Origin of the sequence: Pseudomonas sp. BIC9C, assembly GCF_034541995.1 — a bacterium.
GTDB classification, from domain to species: domain Bacteria; phylum Pseudomonadota; class Gammaproteobacteria; order Pseudomonadales; family Pseudomonadaceae; genus Aquipseudomonas; species Aquipseudomonas fluorescens_CC.
Window position 1 is genome coordinate 63,788 of sequence record NZ_JAWDGM010000001.1, and the last position, 26,310, is coordinate 90,097.

A 26,310-nucleotide genomic window follows, 5' to 3' on the forward strand; every position below is an offset into this window, starting at 1 on the left:
AGTATTCGGGCGGCATGATCCAGGTTGTCGATTACACAACCGGAGCCATGCAATGACTACAAATTCTGACTGGATCACCGTAGGTGCCCTCGCTGACGGATTCGCCCCAGAAGCCTTTATCCTGCCCAACCTCGCCGATCTCAACGGCAAGACCTTCACGTTGCACTTCGCCAACGGCTGGCAGATCGAGCATCGTTTTGAAGCGCAGTTGCTGCACTGGAAAGCCGCCGACGGTCACTCCAGTGGATCCGCTGCGTACAGAGCCACTTCTGTTAGGCCGGGCCTGTATCTCGTCGACTTCATCAAACGCGAAGCCGATCAAGCCTGGTCCGTGAGCCTGGTAGTGGACACCGCTACGTCGTCGTTCACCGCCGTGATCGGACGCATGCCAGCCCAAGCGCAAACCGAGGAAGGGCTTTACAGTCGCGCACTGGCCGGCAAGGCCTTGACGTCGGTGCAAGTAGACTTCCTCCACGGCAGCCTCGACCGCCCATGGCAGGAAGGCCAATGCCCACACGCCCCGACCCGGGAACTGACCGGGTTGCGCAACCTGTATCGCTACAGCCCCAGCGAAGTCTACGAACACATCTACCTCAATGATCAGTTCTACTCCTGGCAGTGCCTCAAGGGCGTCGAGCAAGGCTTGTGTGATACCGATCGCTGCCACTACTACAAGATTGCCGATCAACTGTATCTGTTCGTCTGGCGCGAAAAGATCATTCCAACCCTGGGCCTGGTGTTGATCGACCTGCATCAGCATCGCAGCGACGGCAAAATCTTCGGTTATGCCGGTTCGTCCTTCGATGAGTTGTCGAACTTTCCGGTCAGTTCCTACTGCCAGGTCCTCAACCGCACGGAGTATCCCGATGCCTGAGCCACGCACGGTTGTCATTACCGGTGCAGGAACCGGCATCGGTGCCGCCTGCGCCCGACTGTACGCAGGCGAAGGCGCCAATCTGGTGTTGATCGGTCGGCGCCGCGAACCACTGGAACAGGTCGCCCGGAAAACCGGCGGTCTGATTCTGATCGGCGATGCTGCCTGTGCAGATACCTGGGATGGGTTTATCACGCAGATCCGTGAGCGTTACGGTCGACTTGATGTGCTGCTCGCTTGTGCCGGTGGTCATGGGGTGGGCAGCGCCACGCAGACTAGCCCGCAAATCTGGGAAGCCTCGTTGCGTAGCAATCTGGACAGCGCGTTCTACAGCGCCCGCGCTTGCCTGCCGTTGCTGATCGAAAGTGCCGGCAACATTGTGATGATTGGCTCGATTGCCTCACTGGCCGCCGGCCCCGAAGTGTGTGGATACACCACTGCCAAACATGCACTGCTCGGGCTCAATCGCTCCATGGCCAGGGACTACGGGCCGCGCGGCGTACGCGTCAACGCTGTGTGTCCAGGCTGGGTCACTACCCCGATGGCCGACGAAGAAATGCAGCCGTTGATGAGTCTCTATGGCGACACGCTACAGCAAGCCTATGCCCGGGTTTGCGCTGACGTGCCTTTGCGACGTCCCGCCAGTGCCGAAGAGATCGCCAGGGTTTGCCGCTTCCTCGCCAGCCCCGACGCTTCGATCATTACCGGAGCAACCCTGGTTGCCGACGGTGGTTCGAGCATCGTCGATGTACCGACCCTGGCCTACGCTCACATGGAGAACGCCAATGCCTGAAGACTTCGATTTCAGCGGGAAAACGGTGCTGGTCACCGGTGGCGCACAAGGAATCGGCCGGGCAATCGTCGAAGCTTTCGCATTGCGCGGAGCGCGAGTGATGATCGCTGACCTGCGTCTGCCACAGGCTCGGGCACTCGCGGCGGACTTGACTGCGCGAGCGTGCCGGGTTGAGGCCGCCGAGATTGACCTGGCCGATGCTACGGCTGTGTTCGAACAGGTTCAGCGGTTGGAACGAGACTGGGGTCGCCTGGATATTCTGATCCACAACGCCGGTTACTTTCCGTTGACGCCATTCGCCGAGATCACCCCTGCCATTCTTGAGCGCACGCTGGCAGTCAACCTCTCGGCGCTGTTTTGGTTGACCCAGGCGGCCTTGCCGATGTTTCAGCGTCAGGGTGGCGGTTGCGTATTGGTGACCTCGTCAGTGACCGGGCCACGGGTAGCCTATCCGGGGCTCAGCCACTATGCGGCGTCGAAGGCCGGGGTTAACGGGTTTATTCGAAATGCCGCTTTGGAGCTTGCTGGCAATAAGGTGCGCGTCAATGGGGTCGAGCCAGGCATGATCGCCACGCCTGCCATGGACAATCTTGGCGACGGCCAGGTCAACGACGACATCGCAAGCCGGGTTCCGTTGGGTCGTCTTGGCAAACCGGAAGATATTGCAGGGGCCATGCTCTTTCTGGCGTCTGATCTGGCGGCCTACATCACTGGGCAGACAATCGTTGTGGATGGTGGATCGACCTTGCCCGAGGTGTGATTGCATCGATTCACCAAGCAGCAAAAACCTGACATTCATGTTCAGCCACGGCTTGCACCTTCGAGCATCGACAGTGAATCACTGAAGACTCGCAACAAAGCTGCGAGCCGTTTTACGTATGTCTGCGGCGCTGCATAGATAAGCTCCACATGCAGACTGTCGACGATGCCAAGGTACGCGTCGCAGAACACCTCAAGTTGCTCGGGATGAGCCGCCGGCCATGTGTACCGGTCCCGCGTTGCGCGTTGAAAATACTGGCGAATCTGCGCCAGGTAAGCCTCGAATCCAAGCGTGATGACGGCACGGATATCTGCTGGAGGAAAGTAGGCGGTGCGCAATAGAAATCGCAGGTGCGCCGATGCTTCATAGCGTCCAATCAAACACTCGACGTGCAGTTGACCGGGCACTCCTGCGCGCCCGTCCTCTTCTTCAAAGCAAGCCGCGACATGCTGCTGTTCATGCCCGAGTGCAATCTTGAACACCCTCTCGAACAAGGCATCCTTGCTGCTGAAATGCGCGTAAAGCGATGCCTTTCGCATGCCGGCCATGACGGCGATCTCGTTGAGGGATGAAGCGTCGTAACCATGATCGGCAAAATGTTCGACAGCGACGGCGCAAATGTTGGCGGCCGAAGGGGTGAGTGGCTTCATGTCGCAGGATTCCCTGACATCGACCAGCGCATGAGAGATGACAAACTACGCATTGGATTGGTTACCGCTGGCTGAAGAAATCATGACCTTTCCTGGCGCTCGAAAACTTTATCCTGAACTCAATCGAACGCCAGTCAATTAATGTATTAACATTAATCTCGAGTCGAATGTCGTAGAGACTTCACGACCTACGCCGCCCCTACCGCCTGCTGTAGATGCGTCAAGCGAAAGTCCTTGGGCGACAGCTCAAACTGCTTCTTGAACGACCGGCTGAAGTGGGCTGAATCGGTAAAACCCCACTTGTAGGCAATAGAGGTGATCGACTCGCTTTTTAGAAATGGATTAGTCAAATCATCAGCGCTGCGTTTGAGCCGCGCACGCTGAATGTAACGGCAGACACTGTCGTCCTGCTCTTCAAACAAACGATACAGATGGCGAACGGAAATGTTCAATCGACTGGCCAGACCCACGGGGCTCAGGCCAGGCTGAGTCAGGGACTCATCGATGACTTTCTGAACGTAGCTGCGCAGATTGTTACCCTGCAAGGACGCACTGCTGTCACCCGGCGCGCTGTCCGTTTCGAATGCGGAACCCAGCAACGAAACAAAAGCCGATTGCAGGGCCTCTCCTTCTCCAGAGGAATCCTGGCCGTCCAGCCCCTCCCGGCACAGTTGGTCCATCAACACATGGAGCATCCGCCCACAGGCCTTGCTGGAAGAAATCTTGCCGAAGGTTTTCGACCCGCCTCCCAGCTGCTTGCACACCTCATTGCGTGAAAGAGACAGGGAGGCATGTTCGATCAGCCCCAAAGGGCTTATCTCGATCGAGCCGGTCGAGTCCATGAGCAACATATCGCCCGGAGCCAGCTGGATGACCTGGCCGTTCTGAGCGATCTGACAATAGCCACTACGCTGGCTCACAAGAAAGCAATGCTGGTCATTATCGTGATCGGCGTTAGGCCGTTCGCGCCTGATCAAACCTGCATTGGTGCGCAGGTTTGCCAGGGAGAGACGGTCCTGGGACCGCTTGGAAACCTCGCCGATGAAAAGCGATCGGTTGTAAGCCAATTCAGTATCGAAATGACCGCACGCCGCTCGCAGATCACGCGTCCAGGTTTCCAATCCATATTGCGTAGACTCATTGATGCTCATGGTATCTCCACAATGGCTTATTGTTTTTGTTGTGCGATAGTTAACATGTTATCTATATGTGCGCAACAAGTACAGGGTGCCGATTGCAGAGGCATTAATGATGCCAAATCTCAAATTAGAGCGTGCGTAATGTGCGTTGCAGGCCCATCAGAACATTCAACAGCACATCACGCTGCACGCCGCTCAAGGCGATGTAACGCCGGAATGACGGCATCCGGTTGACCACCTCGCTACCGCCCATATGCTCCAATCGAACGCGCCATTCATGCCCGTCCAGAGTGAGCTGAAGGCGCTTGAAATCCAGCGACATCAGCGATTGATGCAACACTGGGTCTTCTTGCAACCGAGCCTGGAGCCTGGTCAGCAACTCAGGTGCTCCCGTGCGTTGTTTACACACCAGCCCTGTCCGTCGAATTGACCCGCTGTGGTGCAGATCAAAGTGGGCACTGCCCTGCTCCGTGGCAGGCACCCTGACAGAAAACTCAGTCATCACCAGATGCATCAGCAGCTGGGATTCCGTGCGCTCGACAATATCGACCTGAAGGTTGCTCTTTCCGAGAAAAAACACTGCCTCGGCCGGGCCCATGGAAGCAAAACTCGCCACACCCAGATTGCGCCGCAAGTACTCAAGCGTTACTCCGGGCCTGTAGCCGTTCGGGGCACGTCGTGCGCTGAATGATTCAGACAGTTTTTGCAGCATGGTCGAGATAACCGTTGTGATGTTTGCCAGGCTCATGGGAAAACTCCTTGGCCAGCACTTCTTCAACGGTAGCCGGCTTGAATGGATTGACTTTCTGCACCACCAACGTCCAGAAAAGCGCATAGGCAGCCGCAATGCCGAGCATCACCCCGAAAGGCACATAGATATCGGCAGGGTTCATTCCAGGTGGCGTGATGAACCACATGCCCAGCAAGATGCCGACACTGGAAAGAATCTGCGGCAATGGGAAGAAAGGCGAGCGATAGGCCCGTGGCAGATCAGGACGGCGAATCCGCAGGCTGACCACCGACAGCGTTACCAGCAGATAGGCAAAACTCCACGCGCAGACCGCGGCCAATACCAGGTTCATGATGTTGTCGGTATTGCCACCCAACCAAAAGGCGTACAAGCACGGAATCAGCATCGCCACCAGAATGCACAGCAGCGGCGTCTTGAAGCGTGGGTGCAAGTAGGTGAACACCTTGGGCAACGCACCATCCACTGCCATGCCATAGAGAATTCTCGGCACACCTGCCATCAGCGTATTGATGGTCGCTGCGCCCGCAAACAGAAAGCCGATCCCCAGCCACAACGGGCCGACATGCCCCATGACCTGCTCAGCAAATTTCGGGATGGCCATGGGCGTGTCGAGCAGATGCACGCCTGTGGCGGCATCCAGTAGTACGTTCTCGACCTGGCGCTTCATCGCGGCGCCATAGATGAACATGCAGGTGGCAACACTCAACAATCCCAAAATCATCGCCTTGGGCATGACCTTGGCCGAATTGCGCAAGTCCGGCGCCAACGGGGTGACGAACTCGCAACCGACGAACATGAACATCGCCATGCCCACCAGCGACAGAATTGTGATCAGGTCCGTGCCCACCAACGACACCCCGAACCAGCCATCCAGTTGCACTGCCGGCGCGGCGATCAAACCCAGTACCCCGAACACCATCAACGTGGTCCACATGCCGAAGGTCAGAATGATCTCCGCCCTGCCGAAAGCGCTGACGCCGAAGGCATTGAGAATCGCGAACACAACGACAAATCCTACGCCGAGCAACCAGGAACCACCGGCAGACTCCGCCAGTGTATTGAGGTGCTCGAAGTTCACCAGCGCCATGACCCCGGACAGAATGGTTTCAGCGGTGCCCGCAAACACATGCACGATCAGGTACGCCGACAACGTGCCGGTGATTGCGAAGAACCGTCCCAGACCGCAATTGATGTAGTCGTAGACCGAACCGGTGGTCGGAAGGATCGAGGCGGCCTCAGCGAAGGTGGTTGCCTGGGCCAGCATCATGACCACCGCGATCAGCATGGCCACCGCAAAAGCGCTGCCGCCGATTCCAAAACCCATGGTGGCCGTGAGAATGACCGGGCTGGCCATGATCAGGCCAATGGTGCTGGCTAACGCGGTGGGAAAACCAACGCTACCTCGTTTCAGGTGTTCTGTGAGCCTGTCATTGATCGACATGGTGCGGATCCTCAAAAGCGGATTTCTTAGTGGAATTATTAAGCCGTTCAAGGAGCCGGCGTTTACGCCTTCCCCAGCCAGTCCCTGATCAAATCGGCTTCGTGTGCAGAATCACTTTGCGCCCCTCTCGCCCTCATCGTCTTGCCCATGTCTGCCGACGGTTTTGTTGCTGCCTGCCAAGGCGTATTACCTGGCTGACAGGGTCAATTCTGTGGCACGCAGGTGAAAGACTTGGCCCTTTTACGATTGCCCTAATGCGCCCTCGACCATTTGGCTGTCCAACAATACCGGGGAACGTAACAATGGAGCACATGCGCAAAAAACGATCACTGCCCGCCGCTGTCAGCTTGGGTGCTGCACTGCTGATCACACATTCATCAGCCAACGCCTACGAGTTGTACGCCGATAACGACACCAAGGTGACCGGTAATTTTCTGGCTGTATACGGGATGTTCAATAGCCGCAAAAATTATGACGGCACCACCGGCGGTTCCAGTTGGCGCGAAGGCTTCATTAAGTATGGGCTGAGTGTTGATCAAACACTGGGAGGCGCTGGCAGCGTGTATGGCACGGCAAATCTGGTCAGTTCCGGCACCTGGGGCGATGGCGATGCAGCGGGAATAACCGACGGCACCGAACGCACCACGAAATTCGATGAAGCGTTTGCGGGATGGCGTTCAGGCGAACTCTTTCCGGTCCTGGGCAAGGACGGTGTGGACCTGTCTTTTGGCCGCCAGGTTATTACTCTGGGCGACGGTTTCATCATCAACGACGACGGCCTGAATTTTGGCAAGGGACCTGCCGACGGCAAGCTCAATCGCGGAGGCGCCTATTACCTGGCTGCTCGCCATGCATTCGATGAGACTGCCGTTGTGCGCCTGGGAGGCAAGGACGGAGTACACGGCAGCATGATGTGGATCAAGTCCGACAATCGCTCCCAAGCCAACACCGAGATGGCCGCGGGAACCCTGGAATACACGGCAGAACCAGGCACTCTGGGCCTGACCTACATTCACGGTATCGACGTCGACGACCGCTACGCCAGCGACTTCCAGAAACAACGTGACGGCATGAACATCTACAGCCTGCGCGGAGCGGGTAATGCCGGCATCGAACACGCGCATTTTTCTTTCGAATATGCCTGGCAGGATAAAGATGCCGGGCCGGAAAAAGCCTGGTACACCGAAGCCGGCTACACCTTCGCCGACCTGCCCTGGTCGCCCGACGTCACTTACCGCTACAGCCGCTATTCGAAAGACTGGGACTCGATGTTCAATGGGTTCAGTCGAGGCTACGGCACCTGGTTCCAGGGTGAAGTCGCCGCCAACTATTCCGGCCCGTTCAACAGCAATACGTCAGTCCAGCATGTTGCCTTGAAGGTCAAACCCGTCGACGCGGTGACTATCGGTGCGCTGTTCTTCGACTTCAAGACATTGCACAAGAGCGAAGCACTGAACCTCGATGGCCGTGAACTGGATCTGTACGCCGAATGGGCCGTGAACGAACACCTCATCATCACCCCACTGCTTGGCCTGTATAAGCCTGATAAAGATGCAAGCAATGGCGGTAACCAGGTGGGAGGCAACGGCACCAACGTCTATAGCCAACTCACGGTGGCCGTGCCTTTCTGACGCCGTTCAGGAGCTGCCGTGTGCAGCTCCTGAACACCACCTACAAGGCTGGGTACACACGAAAAACGGCGCATTAGGGCGCCGTTAAGTGCATTTCGACAATTATCAACACTGCCTGATCAGGGTCTTCAATACTGCCTTGAAGGTTTCGATCTGCTCGTCGCTGAAATCAGCGAACACCTTGTCCTGCTGCTCCTGCGCAATAGACCAAAGATCGTCTGTCTGTTCGATACCCGCAGTGGTCAGCCGCACTCGACTGTCATCATCGTTAACCAACCCCTTGCGTTTCAGATTGGCCACCGCCTCATCGATCTCCCGTACTGGCATCGCTACTTCCCGCAGCAGCTCGTTCACACTCAAGCCGGCATCACTTTCCAGCACCATCAGCATCCGCGCCTCGCTGGTACGCAGGCCAGTAGACAACTGCCGGGGCTGATAGCTGGACTGATAGGCCCGCACCGCCTGAGTCATCAGGTAATACAGGTTGTGGCTGAGGCGCCCCTGGAAATGACTGGTAGGGCGCGGACTGCCATCTTGTTTGGTCATGCGGGTGTGCGGCAGCACCATCGAATAGGCGCCTTGGTGATAGAGCAACGGTGAGCGACCGAAATCATCGAAGGCCACCACTTTCCCAATCATGATCCAGTGGTCACCACCGTCTACCTGCTGATACTTCTCGCAGTGGAAACGCGCCGAGCAATCGGCGAACACCGGCGAACCACCCTCCCCTGATTCGTACTCGATCTCGGCGAAGCGGTCTTCCTTGGGGCGGGCGAAATTATTGGACAGATCAATCTGGTCCGCCGCCAGTACGTTGACCGCGAAATGATTGGCCTGCTCGAACACCTCGTGACTATTGGAGCGTTTGTCGATACTCCACAACACCAGCGGCGGATCGAGGGATACCGAGTTGAAGCTGTTGGCGGTCACTCCGACTTTGCGCCCGGACGCGGTGGCGGCCGTCACCACGGTCACGCCAGTGGCGAAGTTGCCCAATGCCCGGCGAAATGCCCGTGGGTCGAAAGTGGTTTCAGTGGCTGCGCAAGCGCTGTTATCAGACATGCAAGTCTCCCGGACTGCTTGCGTGAGCAGTCCTGATTGTTGTTATGAGAGGCGGGCTCAGATCATGCTCGGATCAGGTTCCAGGCCCATCAGTTCGCGGCCGAGGATCTGCGCACAGACGTCATAGTCGGTGTAGGCATGCGCACCCGTCATGTGCGAATCGCGGAACAGTCGCTGCATCTCGTTCTGTTCAAACCAGGCGTTACCACCAGCGGCTTCGAACAAACGGTCCACGGCCTGGATGCACATTTTGGTGGCATAGGCCTGATTGGTGCGCCAGAACGCCAGGGTCTCGCGGCTCGGATAACGTTGCTGCTCACTGTGTTCGGCGTGTTCCTGCCAGGTCTTCTCGAGAAAGGCCCGGGCAGCGCCAACCTGATGAGTCGACTCGGCCAGACGCATCAACGCCGGAGTCGCCGCACCGACCGCCGCACCGGTGTAGGCACGCACGCGGGTCTTGGTCTTTTCGCGGAACACCTCAAGCATCCGCTCGGCAACACCCAGGCTCACGGTGGAAAAACCGCTGGCGAAGTAAGGACGATACGGCGAGTAAAAAATCTTGCTGTCAGGGTACAGGCCGAAACCTGCGGATCTGCCTTCCATCATGTCCTTGGCTTTCTGGATGCGGTGTTCCGGCACCCGCACGTTGTCGATGATCAAGGTCTTGGTGCCGCTGCCTTTCATGCCGGCGGCGAACCAGTCGTCACGTATCTGATAATCACTGCGCGGCAGTACCGCGAAGCAGTAGTCCTGAGTGCCTTCAGCATTCTTGCGGCGGAACCCGACGATCGCCCATTCGGCGTGATCGCAACCGCTGCTCCAGCCCATTTCGCCGCTGAACAGTACGCCTCCTTCAATTTCTTCGGTGCGACCGAACGGCGCGATACTGCTGCTGGCCGTAGCGTCCGGGTCATCGCCCCAGACTTCCTGCTGCAGTTCGGCCGAGAACAGTGCCAGTTGATGGCTGTGTGTGCAGAGCAGACTCATGGCCCAGGCGGTGCTGGCGCAAGAGCCCGCGAGCAACGCGATACAATCGGCAAATTGCGGCAGCGATATTTCCATTCCCCCGAACTTCTTCGGCTGAAAGGCCCGATGCATGCCGATGCTTTTGAGCAGTGCAATGTTCTCGTCGGGGACCTTGCGATCCTGTTCGGCCTGGAAGGCGTTGGCAGCGATGGCCGGCAGAATGGACTTGAGGTCTTCAAGGAGCGGGTTTGGCTTTTTCATGGATGGCCCTGCTTATTATTGGATACCCGGCCAACTACCCGAATCGACGAGTAGCGCTGGATGCAGGGCCAGTATGGAGCGAGCCATGCCACCCGAAAATGCACCTTCCAGAGTCAAGATTGTACTTTTCAAAGGCAATACTCCAAGGCTTCGAATTGCTCTGGCAGCCAGAGACATAGGCTGCGGCAGCCACAGTCAAGCCAGCCTGGAGCCCATGGATTAACCTCGGGTTTTTCTTTGTTCGCCACCAGGAAAACCCCATGAGCGAAATCCCGCTGCTGCCTCAAGTTGAAGCCTTCCTGAGTCGAAACCATGCACTGTTCATCGACGGTGGCTACGTTCAGAGTCATTCCAGCCAGACATTGGAGGTGATCAATCCTGCTACCGGCCAGATTATCTCCCGAGTCGCCGACGCAGATCCGGTCGATCTCGATGCGGCCGTAGCGTCGGCCAACCGCGGCTTCAAACAATGGTCCCAAGTGGCACCGGCAATCCGTGGCAACGTGCTGTTGAAACTGGCCGACCTACTGGAGCAGAACCGCGAAGAACTGGCGCAGATAGAAACCTGCCAATCGGGCAAGATCATCCAGATATCCCGGGCCTTCGAAGTCGACCAGGCCGCACACTTTCTGCGGTACTACGCTGGCTGGGCAACCAAGATCAGCGGTCAGACCATCACCCCGTCACTGCCCTCCTTCGCTGGCGAACGCTATACCGCTTTCACCCTTCGCGAACCCGTCGGGGTGGTAGTCGGCATCGTGCCGTGGAACTTCTCTACCATGATCGCCATCTGGAAACTCGCCTCGGCGCTGGTGACCGGCTGCAGCATCATCATCAAACCCAGTGAATTCACTCCTCTGACCATCCTGCGGATTGCCGAGTTGGCCATTGAAGCCGGACTCCCGGCCGGCGCCCTGAACGTATTGACTGGCGGTGGACTGATTGGCAAAGGACTGGTCGAGCACCCGGGAACCGACAAGGTTTCATTTACCGGCTCCGTGCCCACCGGCATTGCCGTCGGCCGCAGTGCCATGGGCGCCGGGTTGACCCGCGCAACGCTGGAACTGGGTGGCAAAAACTCTGCTGGCTTCCTGCGCGATGTCGATCTGGACAAGGCCGCCGATGGCATCATCGAAGCCGGGTTCCTGCACTCCGGGCAAATCTGTGCAGCCGCCGAACGCTTCTTCGTCCATCGTTCACAGATCGATCCGGTCATGGACAAACTGGCCCAACGCTTGAGCACGCTCAACATCGGCTCACCACTGGATGAGCTCACCGAATTCGGCCCAGTCACCAATCGCCAACATCAGCTGAAACTCGGCGAGTACTTCGCCAAGGCCCGCGCCGAAAACAACACCATCATTCACGGTGGCAACCTGATCGACGGCCCAGGCTGCTACGTTGAACCGACGGTGATTCTCGCCAACAGCGTCAACGACACGCTGCTCAACGAAGAAACATTCGGCCCGATTGCGACCTTCTTCCCTTACGACACCGAAGAAGAACTGCTGGAGTTGATGAACAACACGCCTTACGGCTTGAGTGCCAGCCTCTGGACCAACGACCTGAGCAAGGCCCTGCGCATGGTGCCTGCGATCAACGCCGGGACGGTGTGGGTGAACATGCACACAATGCTTGATCCCGCGGTGCCCTTCGGAGGTAACAAATCCTCAGGTGTGGGGCGCGAGTTTGGCAGTGCGTTTATTGATGACTACACCGAGCTCAAGTCAGTGATGATTCGCTACTGATAGCGGTTAATCCGGCAGTAAGTGCGTCCAGGAAGGCCTGGGTCACTCCACACCAGACATGGCCATTTTTTTCAAAACCCATGACAGCCCCGTTTTCGTGGACTGAGCGGTCATGGGGCTGTCTTTCGACAACTCGGAAAATACAGGGATTAGCCTCCCTGACATTTAGCAGAAAATCCCATTAATTTCAGACGCCTACCTGGCTAATGAACTTGGTCGTCAGATAGGCATCCAGACCTTCAGTTCCGCCCTCACTGCCGTGACCGCTGGCCTTGATGCCACCGAATGGCGTTTCCGGCAGGGCCAAACCAAAGTGGTTGATCGAAACCATCCCGGCTTGCAGGCGATTACCCAACTCAGTCGCGGTCTTCAATGACCGGGTGAATGCAAACGCCGCCAGCCCGTACTCCAGACTGTTGGCTTGCGCTATCACGCTGTCCAGATCATTGAAACGCAACAATGGCGCCACCGGACCAAAAGGCTCTTCATTGAGAAGACGCGCCTGCTCCGGCAGGTCGGTCAATAGCGTCGGTTGGAAAAAATGGCCCGTGCTGCCGATCCGGCTTCCGCCTGTCAGCACCTTGGCACCGAGGTCACGGGCATCGGCGATCAACTCTTGAACCATCATCAAGCGTCGAGCATTAGCTAGTGGCCCCATCTGGCTGGTTGGGTCGAAACCGTCGCCCACCTTGAGCTGTCCCGCCAGTTCGGTAAATCGCCGAGAGAAAAGATCAAATACTGCGTCATGCACATAGAAGCGCGAGGGTGAAGCGCATACCTGTCCGGCATTGCGGAATTTGAGGGTGCAGGCCAATGCGGCGGCAGCCTCTACATCGGCATCCTCGCAGACGATAAACGGCGCGTGCCCACCCAATTCCATGGTCGTCAATTTCAAGTGTGTCGCGGCCAGGGCACCGAGTTGTCGACCTACGGCAGTCGAGCCGGTAAAGGACACTTTTCGAATAATCGGTGACCTGATCAGGTAATCGGAGATGTGCGCAGGGTTACCGAACACAAGGTTCAGCACGCCCTTGGGCACACCCGCATCGTGGAAACAGCGCACCAGCTCGATCACTGCTCCCGGAGCCTCCTCTGGCGCCTTGATGATGATGCTGCAGCCAGCAGCCAGAGCCCCTGCTATTTTGCGTACCGCTTGATTGATCGGGAAGTTCCACGGTGTAAAAGCGGCTACCGGACCGACTGGCTCGCGCACCACCAGCTGGCGTACCGCCGCATTGCGTGAAGGCACGATGCGGCCATAGGCGCGTCGCCCTTCTTCGGCATACCACTCAATGTGGTCGGCCGCGCTTTTGGCTTCCATGGTCGACTCCGCCATTGGCTTGCCCTGATCCAGCGTCATGCACTCTGCCATCAGCGCGTGGCGTTCACGTACCAGCAAAGCCGCTCGCCGCAAGATGCCTGAACGGTCGTAGGCAGATGTCGTGGACCAAATCCCAAAGCCGCTCGCTGCCGCTGCCAATGCGGCGTCCAGATCTTCATTCGAAGCTATCGGCAATTGCCCGAGCGTCTCGCCCGTCGAAGGATTGATCACAGCTGCAGTGTTGCCAGCGCTGCCGGCAGTCCATTGGCCGTCGATGTAAAACAACAGGTCGGTGTACATGGATCTTTCCTCGCAAATGGGTATTGAACACAAGCGATTGCAAAGGTATCGGCAACGCATGAGCGGTAACGAAATACGCAGCAACAGGTTGACACTATCAACCATATACTCGTAAATTTAGTTCACCATGTCAACCATGTTCCGTTACCACCTCAGGGGTCCCAATGAGAGACGTCACTCTGTGTGAATGCTTCGCCCGCGACGGTCTGCAGCACGAACCGAACTTTCTGCCCACACCCACAAAACGCCGATTGGTGGAGCGATTCGCCGAAATCGGCTTTCAGAGGGTCGAGGCGACGTCCTACTCCAATCCTGCCGTGATTCCGCAATTTGCCGATGCCAGTTCTCTGTTGGCGACCCTGCAGCGTCGGGCCGGCGTGTTCTACAAAGCGACCTGCGCCAACGTGCGAGCCGTCGAGCGAGCTGTCGGCGACCTCTCTGCCGGGCATGGCGCAAATGAAATCAGTTTACTGGTGTCCGCTTCTGAGTCGCACTCGCTGAAAAACCTTAAGCGCAGCCGTGCAGATCAATGGCTCAATATTCAGCAGATGGCCGAAAAGGCCCTCAATCAATTCCGCTTGATCGGTACTGTATCCGTGGCTTTTGGTTGTCCGTTCGAGGGTCGCGTCAGCGAGGCCAGCGTGTTGGCGGATGTGGAGCAGTTTGCCAAGCGCGGCGTGAAGTTCGTCACCCTTGGCGATACCACCGGTGTCGCGACGCCGCAGAGCGTCAAGCGCCTGTTCAGTGCCGTGCTTGCGACCTTTCCCGAGATCACTCCGATTGCTCATTTCCACGACACTCGCGCGACCGGGCTGGTGAATTACGTCGCCGCGCTCGAAGCTGGGGTCACCTGGTACGACTGCGCCTTCGGTGGTGTCGGCGGCCATCCGGCCAAGGTCAAGTATGGCGGCGGACACACCGGCAACGTCAGTACCGAAGACTGGGTCAACCTGCTGGAATCGATGGGCGTACGCACAGGTATAGACCTGGACCGCCTGCTCGACGTCGCCGCCGAATGCGAAGCCGCGCTTGGCCGTGAACTGCATAGCCGGGTCCTGCGCAGTGGGTTGAATCCACTGTTGCCCACCACTGTTTCCCAAACGACATCATCCAACGAAGAGGTGTAGAAATGCTCAGTCTCAACACTGTTGCGCGGCAAACCCGATTGATCTGTGGGGTGCTTTTGCTTTCAACACCGGTCTTCGCCAGTGATAAGTTGCTGCTGGTTGAACGGGACGATTTGATAAGGGGCCCGGCGAACGAAACCCTGCTCGGCCAGCAGATTTGGGAAATGCACAAAACCGCATCGTCACGTACCACGCTGGTCCAGCTCGACCAACAATCGCCGGTTGTCAGCCATGACATCGGCGAGCGCACGCTGATCGTTTTGCAGGGCACCGTGCTGTTCCATTTCGCTGACCGGAAAGTCACCGCGACAGCAGGCGATTACGTGGCGATTCCTCCCGGCCAGGCCTACCAGATGACCCCGCAAAACCAGGAGAAAGTCCTGCTACTGGGTTTTGATGTGCCCACCATCGACATGGCAAAGGCCACCGCTGCTGATTTCTCGACAAACAGTTCCGGCCCCACTCCCGTCGTCAAGAAACAACAATCAGTGATGACCAGTCCTCCCGGCTGGAATGATCCCAGTGACCGAGGCTGGACGCTGATAAAAACGCCGGAGAAGCGCGTGAATCTTGTAGAAATGTTCTCCGAGTTAAAAAACCATAGCCATCCCGACGCCGATCATTCACTGATCCTTCTCAGCGGCAGTGCACGGGTCGTAACCCCGACCGAGGACCGCATTCTGAAGACCGGCGATTACGTTTCCATCCCGCAGAATGTCCCACACAAGTATTACGTCGAGGGTCAGCAATCGGCGCTGTTCATCAGCTTCGATGCACCGGCGTACGATTCGGCCAAGACCATCTACTTCGAGTGACCTGTCAGCATCCGGACAGAATAAAAAAGCATGGACCTCTGTCCGTGCTTTTTTTGGTCGCTGAATTCATCGCAAAAAGCGGGTAAATCCCAGGCGCCTTAACTGGCAAATGCTTCCTGGAACTGTATCGCGCTACCTGCAATGGCGAGCGGCATACTCGCTGTGTGACTGAGTACAAAATTCACGAACAGATGAAACAACTCGGATTGGCTGGAAATGCCGAGCTTGCAATAGAGGTGTTTGCGGTGGTTTTTCACCGTGCCTTCAGCGATGCCAAGGTGCAGCGAGATCGACAGGCTGGAGTGACCGCGCAGGATCATGCTGACGATCAATTGTTCACGAGGGGTCAGTTGATCAGCGGCAAAACGCGAAAATGCGCTGTTCAGATGCTCTCTCAAAGCCAGCGCACTGTCATCGACGTGAGCGCCAACGCCCTGGTAGTGGCGTTGCAACAACACAGCGACCATTGCCTGGCAGCTTTGCAAAGCTTCAATCTGCGCAGGTGAAAACTTCGCAGAGGCATTCAATCGCATCAATGAATAGGCCAGATGACCAACGCCTGGCAAAGCGCAGATGAATACGATTTCTTCGGACAACGTGCCTGACTGCATCGAGATGCAGGGATGCACATCCGGCGAATTGAAATAATCACCCTCGAAGAAGGCGTCAGGGGCCAGTTCGCTCATGCGGTACAGGCCTGTCGCCTGGCCATGCGCACAGGCCGTGTAGACCGGATCCAGCAAGTAAGTCCCGCTGAGGTAGTTATGCATCGCCCCAGGCTCGGAAATGCCTTGCAGGTTGTCGTGCAGTAACAGTGGCGAGCCACCCGACGGGTAAAACAGCACACAGCTCTGGTCGAAAATCACCAGAGCCTGCAGAGCTTCGTCCAACTGTGGGGTAAAGCCATCACACTGCAATTGTGCAACCAAACCGGGCGTCGCCGCGTGCCATGTGCCAAGAACAGGCGTGGCCTCCATGCCACACCCAGGCTGCGAAACTGAAGTTGCCATGCCATCTCCTTGTTTTTATCCGGTGCGCCGAACCGCATAGGCGCACCCTGAATCCAGCGATAAAAAACAAGCACATTTCCTGCCACGGATGACTCAGACAGCGGAAAAACAGTTGTCCACGAACAGCTGCGTACCACTTACAAATGATGCCTCGTCGCTGGCTAAAAACAGTGCTGCACGGGCCACCTCTTCAGGCTCGCACAGACGGCCCTGTTGCAGGCTGATCGCCTCTTCACTGGCATCCACGCCCATGGCCTGCAAGTCGCGCATTTCCCGCTCGCCGTGAGGGGTGCGGATAAACCCCGGTGCGACCGCATTGCAGCGAATCCCCCGGTCACGAAACTCGACGGCTATGGCGCGTGCGAACATCTGGCAAGCGCCCTTGCTCGCGTTGTACACGACCTCCCCCGGGGTCGCGTATTGCGCGGAAATCGACGAGGTGCAAACGATGCTGCCGGCCCCCTTGGCAAGCATTTGTGGAAGCACCGCTTGGGTCACCAGGTACATGCTTTTGACATTGACCGCCAAAAGCCAGTCCCACTCATGCTCCTGCACGTCCAGAAAGGGTTTTACGATCAACGTGCCGGCGTGGTTGAACAGCACATCCGCCGGGCCAAATTCAGCCAGCCCGCGCGCAACGGCTTCACGCACCTGGACGGCCTGCGAGACATCGGCCCCCACTCCAAACGCTTGACCACCATCGGCAATGATCTGCGTCGCGAGATTGACGGCGGCATCGCCATTCAAGTCGATAATGACCACCTTGGCTCCTTCCGCGGCGAACAGCCGGCTTGCGGCGGCGCCGCATCCACCGGCTCCGCCGGTAATAATGGCCACTTTGCCGGCCAGACGGCCCTTGCCTTGCAATTGCTTGACTTTACTCATTGCGGATTTCCTTCACGGCCACCACTCACGGCGAATGCTTCTTCAGGTGACAACACCAGGCGATGACGACGGTAGAAAGCGAAATAGGCCATCCCGATCAGGTACCAGCAGGCGGCAGCGAGTGCAGCCCATTTGTACAGAGGATCGAGAAACTGATAAATCAGCGTCGCCAATGCAATCACGATCACCGCAATCGCCCCGAATATCCCGTAAGGACTGCGATAAGGCCGGTGCAAACTGGCAAAGGAGCGCTTCAAACGAATATAGGCGACGCTTTGCAAAATGTAGGAAATCATTCCGGCGAACACGATCATGCTCACCAGGATCCCGCCCATCAAAGGGTTGTTATCCTTGCCGAAGGTGAACCAGCACAGCATCAGGATACTCAATGCAGCCGCAGCCCCGGTGGCCAGAGCAATGTTGGGGGTATTGCGGGTCGGGTGGGTCACCGAAAGCCCTGTCGGCAAGTAACCGGCGCGAGACAGCGAGTAGATATTGCGTCCCGCGGCAAAGCTTCCCGCCAGGAACGACGCCGCCAGACCCAGCACTGCCACCGCTGACAACAGCTTGCTCGCGGTGTGCCCGAACAGCTCCCTGAAGCCATCGAGCAACGGCTCTGACGAAGTGCTCATGAAAAAGCTGCCGCCGCCGATCGATGCACTGAAAAACAACACGCCCAGCGCCAGTACCGCAAGAATCACAGTGCCCCAGACCAATGCCAGCGGCAAATGGCGGGTCGGGTTGTGCGACTCCTCGGCAGTCAGCGGCAATTGCTCAATGGCCAGGAACATGTAAACGGCGAACGGCAACGCAAGCATGACGCCTGTAAGGCCGAACGGCAGCCATGGCCCGTTACCGCCCTCCAATTCAATCGGCTTTCCAGCTGCGTCAGTTGCAAGGTTCAAGGCCTTGCCGGCGAAATCCATATGCGGGTAAGCCGCGATAAAGAACACCACCAACACCGATACTGCCGCCAGCGTGATGAGCACGACAGCGCGCATCGACACCCCCAGGCCCCGGTTCGACAACAGCAACATGCAGGCATACCCGACCACCCACCAGACAGGTTGCCACTCGGGTCCGGTACCGAAAATGGCAGTCAGGTAGGCGCCCATGAAAAACATGTTGCCGGCCGGGGCCAGAATGAATTCGATGTTCTCCGCAAGCCCTGTGCTGAATCCGCCCCAAGGCCCCATCGTGGTACGAGCAAAGGAGTAGGCACCACCAGTGTGCGGCAGCGCAGCCGCCATTTCACCGATTGACGAGCAGAGAAACAGGTACATCAAGGCGATGATCAGCAAGGCTAAAGCCATGCCACCGAAGCCTTGTGCCAAGCCCAGGTTCCAACCGGAGTACTGACCCGCCACCACCGCCCCGACGCCAAGAATCAGCAAGGTGAAAAAGCCTGCATGACGTTGCAGGCGACGTTGTTCAAAGTAACCGCTTTCCACACTTTGATAGCTGATCCCTGACGGGGTAACGGCCGCCGTCGGCGCTGATGTTATCGGTCTGTCCACGCGGTGATCCTCCAATATCTCGTTCAGGGCAAATTCCCCGAACGTCATCTTCGGATGCACAACGTCAACTGCCTATGTCTCCAAAGGGACATGTCGACAGGGCATGAACCGCATCAATGCTGCTGACGACGCTCCAGGCTCTTGATGTACTGCATCGCCACCAGTAACAGGATCGACAGGACAATCATCAAGGTCGATACCGCGGCCACGGTCGGATCGATCTGATCGCGGATATTGGCGAACATCCGGCGGGGCAGCGTGGAGCTTTCGCCGCCGACAATGAACAGCGCAATGACCACCTCATCGAATGACGCGATGAAGGCAAACAGCGCGCCGGAACAGATCGATAGTCGCAGCTGCGGCAGCGTCACCGTCAGAAAGGCCCAGGGACGTGAAGCACCCAGGCTGCGTGCGGCCATTTCCTGATTCATGTCGAACCCCTGAAGACCATTGCCCACCGCAATCAGCACAAAAGGTATCGCCAGCACACTATGCGCCAGCACCAGGCCGGTGATGGAATTGTTCAGACCTGTACGCGAATAGACAAAAAACACACCCACCGCCACCAGAATGATTGGCACCAGCATCGGCAGCATCATCAGGCTATTGACCAGCTTCGCCGCGCCACCGCGTACTTGCGACAGGCCATAGGCTGCCAGCGTCCCCAATACCGTAGCGATGCAGGTCGACATCACCGCCACTTTCACCGTGACCCAGGTCGCCATCATCCATTCCGGCGATCCCAGATAAGCCTCGTACCACCGCAGGCTCCACTCCCGTGGCGGAAACTCCAGGTACTGCGAGGCGGAAAACGACATCGGGATCACAATCAGGCATGGAATGATCAAGAACAACAGGATCAACCCGACCAGGACGTATAACCAGAGCCGGTGTGCATGGGTAATCTGCGTCGGCGTCACCGCTTGATTGAGCTTGAACATCAGCCGTTCCTCCCTTGTTCGTTGAGCCCGAACAGTTTACGCATGCCCCAGAGGATCAACACCGTGGCGACCAGCAAGGCCACTCCCAGTGCACTCGCGGCGCCCCAGTTACCGTACAGGGCAATGGTGTCGCTGATCTTCATCGACCACATCGACACCTTGCCACCGCCCAACAATGCCGGTGTCAGGTAAAAGCCCAGGCAAATCACAAAGACCAGCGTGATACCCGAAGCCAGTCCAGGCCGCGACAATCGCAGAAAGACCTGACGAAACGCCTGGGCCGGTGTGGCGCCACAATTGGCCGCTGCCGACATCAACAACGGATCAATGTTTTTCATCTTGTCGTAGAGCGGCAGCACCATGAACGGCAACATGACGTGGACCATGCCGATGACGGTTCCGAAGAAGTTGTTCACCAGCGCCAGTGGCTCATGGATCAGGCCCAGATCGAGCAACCAGTTATTGATGATCCCCTGGCGCTGCAACAACACCAACCAGGCGTAGGTACGAACCAGAATCGAAGTCCAGAACGGCAGCAATACGAAAGCCATGCAGATCTGGCTGGCGCGTTCGGGCAGTTGCGACAGCAGGTACGCCAGTGGATATCCCAGCAGCACGCAAATCAGCGTGACGCAGAACGCCATCTGAAAGGTAATGATGAAGCTGCTCAGGTACACAGGTCTTAGCAAACGCAGGTAGTTGTCCAGGGTCAGCGCACCGCTACTGTCGAAGGCCGACAACCAGAACAGCCACCCCAAGGGCACCGCCAACACCACAAACACCAGAATGAAGCCCGGCAACGTCAGGGAAAGCAGCGCCCAGCGTTCCTTGAGTTCGGCCATCGCCAGGCGATGGACCATCGGGTCTTCGCCTCCGATGGTAGCGCCGCCGGTGCGAGCGGAAAGACTGACTTGTTTCATGGGCGTGACCCTCTGGAGCTTTTGACGAGGGGGAAGATCGGCATTCATGCGCCCTCCGTCACCAGCAAGGTGTCCTCGGCATGCAGCCAAAGCTGAACCGCAGCACCGGGTGTCGGTACCGCGACATCACGAAAGCCCTTTTGATGGCGAGCCGTGAGCTCGCTACCGTCAGGTAACACCAGACCGACGTGATAACTGTCGCCCTGATACACCACGTCGCGTGCGACTGCATCGATCCGGTTCATCGCGCTGGCATCCGCCGGAGCCTGCCATTGCAGGCGCTCAGGTCGCACCATGAGCACTCGGCGTTGTGAATGCCTGAGCGCCGTGCCCAACGGCAGTTTCAGCGCCCGTCCCTGGAACAGGACGGCATCACCACTCTCCCCCACGGGAAAAAAACAACTCTCGCCAATGAAACCCGCAACAAAACGATCAAGCGGACGCTCGTAGAGTGCGTCCGGGGTATCCAGTTGCGCCAGTTTGCCCTTGTTCAACACCGCAATGCGGTGGGACAGCGTCAAGGCTTCCTTCTGATCGTGGGTGACATAAATCGTGGTCATCCCCAATCGGGCATGCAGGCGCTTGAGCTCAAGTTGCATGTGCTCGCGCAGGTTCTTGTCGAGTGCTGAAAGCGGCTCGTCCATCAGCATGATTTTCGGCTCGAACACCATGGCCCTGGCTAGCGCGACACGCTGACGCTGACCGCCCGATAACTGATGAATGCCACGCTCACTGAGATGATCCATCTGCACCATTTCAAGAGACGCTTTGACCCGACGGGTTCGCTCCGCGCCGCTGACCTTGCGCAAGCGCAAGGGATAAGCAACGTTTTCTGCAACGGTCATATGCGGGAACAGCGCATAGTTCTGAAACACCATGCCGATATCCCGTTTATGTGGCGGACAATCCAAAAACTCTACGCCATCGACCTTGATGCTTCCCGAGTCCGGGCGAATGAAGCCGGCCAGCACATTGAGCAAGGTCGTTTTCCCCGACCCTGAAGGGCCGAGAAGGGTAAGAAACTCACCAGGATTGACGTCCAGGGATACATGATCGATCGCAGTAAATGATCCGTAACCTTTATAGACATCCCGAATCGCAATATTGCCTTGCATAACTCCGACCTCCACAAAAAACCAATTACCGTGCGATCAACTCTTTGTAGTCTTCCTGAACATCTGTGACATGGTCGCCCCACCAGCGAGGGTCCATCAGCGCCTGCTTGGCTCTGTTGTCGGGCGACATGTTGGAGCTGTTCAGTGCATCGGCCGGAACACCAGGTTGATCGAAAGCCAGGCTATTGGTCGGGCCGTAGTAGCCCATCATGGTCGGAATTCGGGCCTGAATCGGCGCAGATACGGAATTGGCAATCAGCTTCTGCGCCCCCGGCGCATTCCCGGCGCCCTTGAGGATGGCCATGCAGCCATAACCGAGCAGGCCATCTTCATAGGTATAGGCCACCGGTGCTTTGTCTTTCACCACAGAATCGACACGGCTGCTCCAGATCGCGATCAGATCGACCTCGCCATCCTTGATCAGTTGCGCGGATTGAGCACCGGAGGTCCACCAGACAGCGACGTAAGGTTTGATCTTTTCCAGCGAAGCGAGGCCACGCTTGATATCCAGGGGATAGAGTTGATCGCGCGGCACGCCATCGGCCAGCAAGGCCACTTCAAGCATTTCATCCGGTGCGACGGAAAGCGCACGACGACCTGGAAACTTCTTCACGTCCCAAAACTCTTTCCAGTTCTTCGGGCCGACCTTGAATTTGTCGGTGCGCCAGCCCATGACCACTGAATAGCTGTTGGTAGCGATCCAGTTCTTGTCCCGCGCCAGTTCAGGTATGCCTTTGGCATCGATCACGGAGTAGTCCAAGGGTTCGAGCATCCCCTGCTTGGACAATGCCGCACAGTCATTGGCGCCGATATGAATGGCATCCCAGGCGGGTTTGCCAGATTGCACTTGCAGTCGTACAGCCGGTTGTCCGTCATGCGACTCGGTCCGCAGCTTCAACCCAGCCTTCTCTGCCGCTGGCTTCCACAGCGTTGCAATCAATGCATCCTGCAGACCACCACCATAGCCTGCGACGGTCACTGTAGACGGATCGGCCGCCCAAACCTGCGGAGCGATCAACGCTGCGCCCGCAACCGCCAACACATGTCGCCTTACTGCTGAAAACTTCAGGGTGTCGAACATTTTCCATCTCCTGTTTCTAGCGCCCGCTGAGCGCTGACTTGTTATTAGGCAGAGATAAAGATCAAACCTTAGCGCAGCTTTCCATCAGCTCGACCGTGTCCCCGGTCGTTGCTCATCTTCCGTTTGAAGCACCAGAAGATAGTTGACAACATGAACCACATGATTCACATTGTCAACCATATTGAAGCCGCCCCATCAACAACAATTGCACCCACGACGCAAGTCGCACGACCCGAACGGAGTACCGCCATGTCACGCTCATTACACGCCAGCGACATCGCTTTTCACATCCACAGCCAGACCAACCTGGCCAACCACGAAAAGGTCGGTCCGACCGTGATGGTCCGTGGTGAGGGCATCTACACCTGGGATGACCAAGGCAAGCAGTATCTGGACGCCATGTCGGGCATGTGGAGTGCCGCGCTGGGTTATAGCGAGACGCGCCTGGAAGAAGCCGCGTTGCGGCAAATGAAGCAACTGCCCTATCACCAGAACTTTGCGCACCGCTCGACCGAACCAGCGATCCAGTTGGCAGAACGCTTGATCTCGCTGGCACCGGTGCCAATGTCCAAAGTGTTGTTCGCTTGTTCAGGTTCTGAAGCCAACGACACCGCGATCAAACTGGTCTGGTACTACTGGAGCGCCATTGGCCAGCCACAACGTCGCAAAATCATCAGCCGTAATCGCGCTTATCACGGCACAACCATTGCCAGTGCCAGCCTCACCGGCCTTGCACACTTGCACCAGGACTTCGGCCTGCCGCTGCCCGGTTTCCTGCATGTCACCTGCCCCCACTACTACCGCGAGGGTCTGCCGGGTGAAAGCGAAGAAGCGTTCTCCACCCGCCTGGCAGCAGAGCTGGAAACCCTGATTGAGCGCGAAGGTGCCGATACGATTGGCGCATTTTTCGCCGAACCGCTGATGGGCACCGGAGGCGTGATCACTCCACCCGCTGGCTATTTCGAAAAAATCCAACAGGTGCTCAAGCGCCACGACATCTTGCTGGTCGCCGACGAAGTCATCTGTGGCTTCGGTCGTACCGGCAATTGGTGGGGCTCGCAAACCTTCGGCCTGCAGCCCGACATGATTACCTGCGCCAAGGCACTCTCGGCGTCCTATTTGCCCATTTCCGCATTGCTGATTTCCGAGCCGGTGTATCAGGCGATGAAAAGCCAGAGCGAGAAAATCGGCATCTTCGGTCACGGCTTTACTTATGGCGGCCATCCGGTCCCGGCGGCCGTTGCACTGGAATGTTTGAATATCTATGAAGAGCGCCAACTGCCGGCGCACGCCCAGCAAGTCGGTGCACGCCTGGGTGCTGGCCTGCGCAAACTGGCCGACCATCCGCTGGTGGGCGAAGTACGCGGTGCCGGCCTGATGTGGGGTGTCGAGGTGGTGGCCGACAAGGCCAGCAAGGCCGCATTCCCCAAAGAGTGGAAAGTCGGCTTGAGCGTGTCTCAGCAGACCGAAGCCAATGGGGTGACTGCCCGCTCCCTGAACGACAGCGTGGTGTTCGCACCTCCGTTGATCATCACCGACGCGGAAGTCGACCTGGTGCTTGCAGCCTTCTCCAAAGGGCTGGATGCCAGTCTGGCGTTATTGCGCCAGCAATCACGCTTCAACGGTTGAGCTCAGGTCTGCACTCCCGAACAATGAGAGGCTAATTCCTTTCCCCAGATAGCCTTTGGTGCCTTATGAAAAAAACTACAGCCGCCGCCGCTCGAGAACCTGAAATCACCACGGACATGCGCGACCTGTTCTCTGTTCAGTTGCAACGTCTGGCCGGCCTGTCGAGTCGTATCGCAGCGATGACCATCCCCCAGCATTTCGCCATCACGGTGCTTGAGTGGCGGACCCTGGCGATTCTCGATTACCTCGGCCAGGCGCCGCTGGTTCAAGTCGCCAAGCATGCCAGTGTGTTGAAGAGCCAGATGAGCAGGATCGTCACCAACCTGACAAAAAGAGAGTTGATCGAGCGCCAACCCAACCCTGAGGACGGGCGTAGCGCACTGCTCTGCCTGAGTGCGGAAGGCAAGGAGATGGTCGACCGAATTCTCGATGACTCCAACGAGCGGAACGAACGCATGTTGAGCGGCCTATCGGCTAGCGAGCTCAAGCAACTGCGTGAACTGATGCATCGCGTCTACAACAACAGCCTCGAGTACTACGGCGAACTCAAGAAAAACAATCCGTACAACCTGAGTCCGGAGAATGATGATGAGGAATGAAGCATGTCGATCGACACCCGCCTGACCCGGTTACTCGGCATCCGCTACCCGATCATTCAGGCAGGCATGAGCTGGGCATCCAGTTGCGCAGCCCTGCCCGCCGCCGTGTCCAATGCCGGTGGCCTGGGCGTGATCGCCGCAGGACCGATGCGCCTGGCCGACCTTGCACAGACGCTCCGTCAGGTGCGTGAGCTGACCGACAAACCCTTCGCCGTGAACATCCCGCTGTACCGCAAAGGCGCTGACGAAGTACTGGATTTACTGGTGGCCGAACAGGTACCGGTCATCATTGCCAGCCAAGGTTCGCCGAAAGCTCACTTGCAGCGCTTCAAGGACTACGGTGCGACCTGGCTTCACGTCGTCGCGTTTGTCGAGCACGCACGCAAGGCTGCCGCTGCGGGAGTCGATGGGTTGGTCGTCGTTGGCAGTGAAGCCGGTGGGCATCCGCCGGCCAATGAAGTGAGCACGCTGGTCAACGTGCGGCGCGTATTGCAGGAAGTCGACTGCCCCCTCGTGGCCGGCGGCGGAGTCGCCGACGGATATGGCATTGCCGCGCTGCTCGCCCTGGGTGCGGACGCCGTGCAGTTAGGCACGCGCTTCATGCTGTCGGAGGAAGCATTCCTGCACCCCGCCTACAAGCAAAAAGTACTCGACGCCGACATTGACGACACCGTCCTGGTCGGGCGCGGCGCACTGCCGGTACGCAGCGTGCGCAATGCCTTTACCGAACGCGTTGAACAGGCCGAGCGCGACGGCATGCCACAGGCTGCCCCCGACGCCTATGCCTCATTGCTGGCCTCGGCCAGTTTGAAACAAGCCTCGTATGACGGCGATGTCAGCAATGGAAAAGTGGAAGCAGGACAAAGTGCCGGGCTGATCCATCAACTGCTGCCCGCCGCCGCAATCATGCAATCACTCGTCGAAGAACTCGAACAGGCCCTCGCCCGCCTGCGCGCCATGCAGCCCTGACAGGA

24 protein-coding genes are annotated in these 26,310 nt (G+C 57.7%); 10 read left to right on the plus strand and 14 right to left on the minus strand.

The window, feature by feature from the left end:
- Positions 1 to 52: 52 nt before the first annotated feature.
- Genes RS887_RS00310 through RS887_RS00320 form a run of 3 tightly spaced genes read left to right on the plus strand, consistent with a single transcriptional unit; the run spans position 53 to position 2,427 of the window.
- On the plus strand, positions 53 to 874 hold the full coding sequence (locus RS887_RS00310) for a molybdenum cofactor biosynthesis F family protein (protein WP_322613965.1): 822 nt from the start codon (positions 53 to 55) through the stop codon (positions 872 to 874).
- The gene (locus RS887_RS00315; protein WP_322613966.1) at positions 867 to 1,667 is read left to right on the plus strand and encodes an SDR family oxidoreductase; all 801 of its coding nucleotides are present in this window, start codon (positions 867 to 869) and stop codon (positions 1,665 to 1,667) included. The genes RS887_RS00310 and RS887_RS00315 overlap by 8 nt, the downstream gene beginning before the upstream one ends.
- Positions 1,660 to 2,427 carry an SDR family oxidoreductase gene (locus RS887_RS00320; RefSeq protein ID WP_154910150.1) on the plus strand — a complete coding sequence of 256 codons (768 nt, stop codon included), beginning with the start codon at positions 1,660 to 1,662 and terminating at the stop codon, positions 2,425 to 2,427. The genes RS887_RS00315 and RS887_RS00320 overlap by 8 nt, the downstream gene beginning before the upstream one ends.
- 41 nt (positions 2,428 to 2,468) lie before the next feature.
- Here RS887_RS00320 and RS887_RS00325 read toward each other — a convergent pair whose 3' ends face one another.
- The 4 genes from RS887_RS00325 to RS887_RS00340 form a co-directional block, all read right to left on the minus strand.
- Entirely contained in the window at positions 2,469 to 3,077 is a 609-nt protein-coding gene (locus RS887_RS00325; RefSeq protein ID WP_322613967.1) for a helix-turn-helix domain-containing protein, read from the minus strand.
- A gap of 188 nt (positions 3,078 to 3,265) precedes the next feature.
- Positions 3,266 to 4,228, minus strand: a complete 963-nt coding sequence (feaR, locus tag RS887_RS00330) for a transcriptional regulator FeaR (protein WP_322613968.1) — start codon at positions 4,226 to 4,228, stop codon at positions 3,266 to 3,268.
- Positions 4,229 to 4,343: 115 nt separating this feature from the next.
- Positions 4,344 to 4,964, minus strand: a complete 621-nt coding sequence (locus RS887_RS00335; RefSeq protein WP_322613969.1) for a DUF3156 family protein — start codon at positions 4,962 to 4,964, stop codon at positions 4,344 to 4,346.
- The gene (locus RS887_RS00340) at positions 4,909 to 6,408 is read right to left on the minus strand and encodes an APC family permease (protein WP_223593034.1); all 1,500 of its coding nucleotides are present in this window, start codon (positions 6,406 to 6,408) and stop codon (positions 4,909 to 4,911) included. Before RS887_RS00340 ends, RS887_RS00335 begins: the two co-directional genes overlap by 56 nt.
- A gap of 302 nt (positions 6,409 to 6,710) precedes the next feature.
- Between RS887_RS00340 and RS887_RS00345 the strand changes: the two genes are divergently transcribed.
- The gene (locus tag RS887_RS00345; RefSeq protein WP_322613970.1) at positions 6,711 to 8,039 is read left to right on the plus strand and encodes a hypothetical protein; all 1,329 of its coding nucleotides are present in this window, start codon (positions 6,711 to 6,713) and stop codon (positions 8,037 to 8,039) included.
- A 105-nt stretch (positions 8,040 to 8,144) separates the two neighbouring features.
- On the opposite strand, the gene RS887_RS00350 is transcribed toward RS887_RS00345, so the two are convergent.
- Together RS887_RS00350 and RS887_RS00355 are read right to left on the minus strand one after the other, a co-directional pair.
- Positions 8,145 to 9,101, minus strand: a complete 957-nt coding sequence (locus RS887_RS00350) for a p-hydroxyphenylacetate 3-hydroxylase reductase component (RefSeq protein WP_322613971.1) — start codon at positions 9,099 to 9,101, stop codon at positions 8,145 to 8,147.
- Positions 9,102 to 9,158: 57 nt separating this feature from the next.
- Positions 9,159 to 10,328: a p-hydroxyphenylacetate 3-hydroxylase oxygenase component gene (locus RS887_RS00355; RefSeq protein ID WP_322613972.1), complete on the minus strand. Its 1,170-nt coding sequence runs from the start codon at positions 10,326 to 10,328 to the stop codon at positions 9,159 to 9,161.
- Positions 10,329 to 10,588: 260 nt separating this feature from the next.
- Here RS887_RS00355 and RS887_RS00360 point away from each other — a divergent pair, with 260 nt between their 5' ends.
- Positions 10,589 to 12,076 (plus strand): aldehyde dehydrogenase family protein, encoded by a 1,488-nt coding sequence (locus RS887_RS00360; RefSeq protein WP_322613973.1) that lies wholly within the window; start codon positions 10,589 to 10,591, stop codon positions 12,074 to 12,076.
- A 187-nt stretch (positions 12,077 to 12,263) separates the two neighbouring features.
- Here the strand turns inward: RS887_RS00360 and RS887_RS00365 are convergent, their stop codons facing one another.
- A complete protein-coding gene (locus RS887_RS00365) occupies positions 12,264 to 13,697 on the minus strand; it encodes an NAD-dependent succinate-semialdehyde dehydrogenase (protein WP_154910141.1) in 1,434 nt (477 codons plus the stop codon).
- 164 nt (positions 13,698 to 13,861) lie between these two features.
- Between RS887_RS00365 and RS887_RS00370 the strand changes: the two genes are divergently transcribed.
- Complete coding sequence (locus RS887_RS00370) at positions 13,862 to 14,824, plus strand: hydroxymethylglutaryl-CoA lyase (RefSeq protein ID WP_154910140.1); 963 nt, start codon at positions 13,862 to 13,864, stop codon at positions 14,822 to 14,824.
- A gap of 2 nt (positions 14,825 to 14,826) precedes the next feature.
- On the plus strand, positions 14,827 to 15,639 hold the full coding sequence (locus RS887_RS00375) for a cupin domain-containing protein (protein ID WP_322613974.1): 813 nt from the start codon (positions 14,827 to 14,829) through the stop codon (positions 15,637 to 15,639).
- Between the two features lie 98 nt (positions 15,640 to 15,737).
- Here the strand turns inward: RS887_RS00375 and RS887_RS00380 are convergent, their stop codons facing one another.
- The 7 genes from RS887_RS00380 to RS887_RS00410 all read right to left on the minus strand — a co-directional run bounded on the left by RS887_RS00380 (position 15,738) and on the right by RS887_RS00410 (position 23,108).
- The gene (locus RS887_RS00380) at positions 15,738 to 16,649 is read right to left on the minus strand and encodes a helix-turn-helix transcriptional regulator (protein ID WP_322613975.1); all 912 of its coding nucleotides are present in this window, start codon (positions 16,647 to 16,649) and stop codon (positions 15,738 to 15,740) included.
- 93 nt (positions 16,650 to 16,742) lie between these two features.
- The gene (locus RS887_RS00385) at positions 16,743 to 17,534 is read right to left on the minus strand and encodes a glucose 1-dehydrogenase (protein WP_322613976.1); all 792 of its coding nucleotides are present in this window, start codon (positions 17,532 to 17,534) and stop codon (positions 16,743 to 16,745) included.
- Positions 17,531 to 19,051 carry an amino acid permease gene (locus RS887_RS00390; protein ID WP_322613977.1) on the minus strand — a complete coding sequence of 507 codons (1,521 nt, stop codon included), beginning with the start codon at positions 19,049 to 19,051 and terminating at the stop codon, positions 17,531 to 17,533. Before RS887_RS00390 ends, RS887_RS00385 begins: the two co-directional genes overlap by 4 nt.
- A 113-nt stretch (positions 19,052 to 19,164) precedes the next feature.
- Positions 19,165 to 19,992 (minus strand): ABC transporter permease, encoded by an 828-nt coding sequence (locus RS887_RS00395; RefSeq protein ID WP_154910135.1) that lies wholly within the window; start codon positions 19,990 to 19,992, stop codon positions 19,165 to 19,167.
- Complete coding sequence (locus tag RS887_RS00400; RefSeq protein ID WP_322613978.1) at positions 19,992 to 20,912, minus strand: ABC transporter permease; 921 nt, start codon at positions 20,910 to 20,912, stop codon at positions 19,992 to 19,994. The genes RS887_RS00395 and RS887_RS00400 overlap by 1 nt, the downstream gene beginning before the upstream one ends.
- A gap of 44 nt (positions 20,913 to 20,956) precedes the next feature.
- Complete coding sequence (locus RS887_RS00405; RefSeq protein ID WP_322613979.1) at positions 20,957 to 22,027, minus strand: ABC transporter ATP-binding protein; 1,071 nt, start codon at positions 22,025 to 22,027, stop codon at positions 20,957 to 20,959.
- A gap of 25 nt (positions 22,028 to 22,052) precedes the next feature.
- The gene (locus tag RS887_RS00410) at positions 22,053 to 23,108 is read right to left on the minus strand and encodes an ABC transporter substrate-binding protein (RefSeq protein WP_154910133.1); all 1,056 of its coding nucleotides are present in this window, start codon (positions 23,106 to 23,108) and stop codon (positions 22,053 to 22,055) included.
- A gap of 249 nt (positions 23,109 to 23,357) precedes the next feature.
- Between RS887_RS00410 and RS887_RS00415 the strand changes: the two genes are divergently transcribed.
- From RS887_RS00415 to RS887_RS00425, 3 genes are all read left to right on the plus strand, one after another.
- Positions 23,358 to 24,737, plus strand: a complete 1,380-nt coding sequence (locus tag RS887_RS00415) for an aspartate aminotransferase family protein (RefSeq protein ID WP_322613980.1) — start codon at positions 23,358 to 23,360, stop codon at positions 24,735 to 24,737.
- Between the two features lie 65 nt (positions 24,738 to 24,802).
- Entirely contained in the window at positions 24,803 to 25,336 is a 534-nt protein-coding gene (locus RS887_RS00420; RefSeq protein WP_322613981.1) for a MarR family winged helix-turn-helix transcriptional regulator, read from the plus strand.
- Positions 25,337 to 25,339: 3 nt separating this feature from the next.
- Positions 25,340 to 26,305, plus strand: coding sequence for an NAD(P)H-dependent flavin oxidoreductase (locus RS887_RS00425; RefSeq protein WP_322613982.1), 966 nt, complete (start codon positions 25,340 to 25,342; stop codon positions 26,303 to 26,305).
- The last annotated feature ends 5 nt before the right edge of the window (positions 26,306 to 26,310 follow it).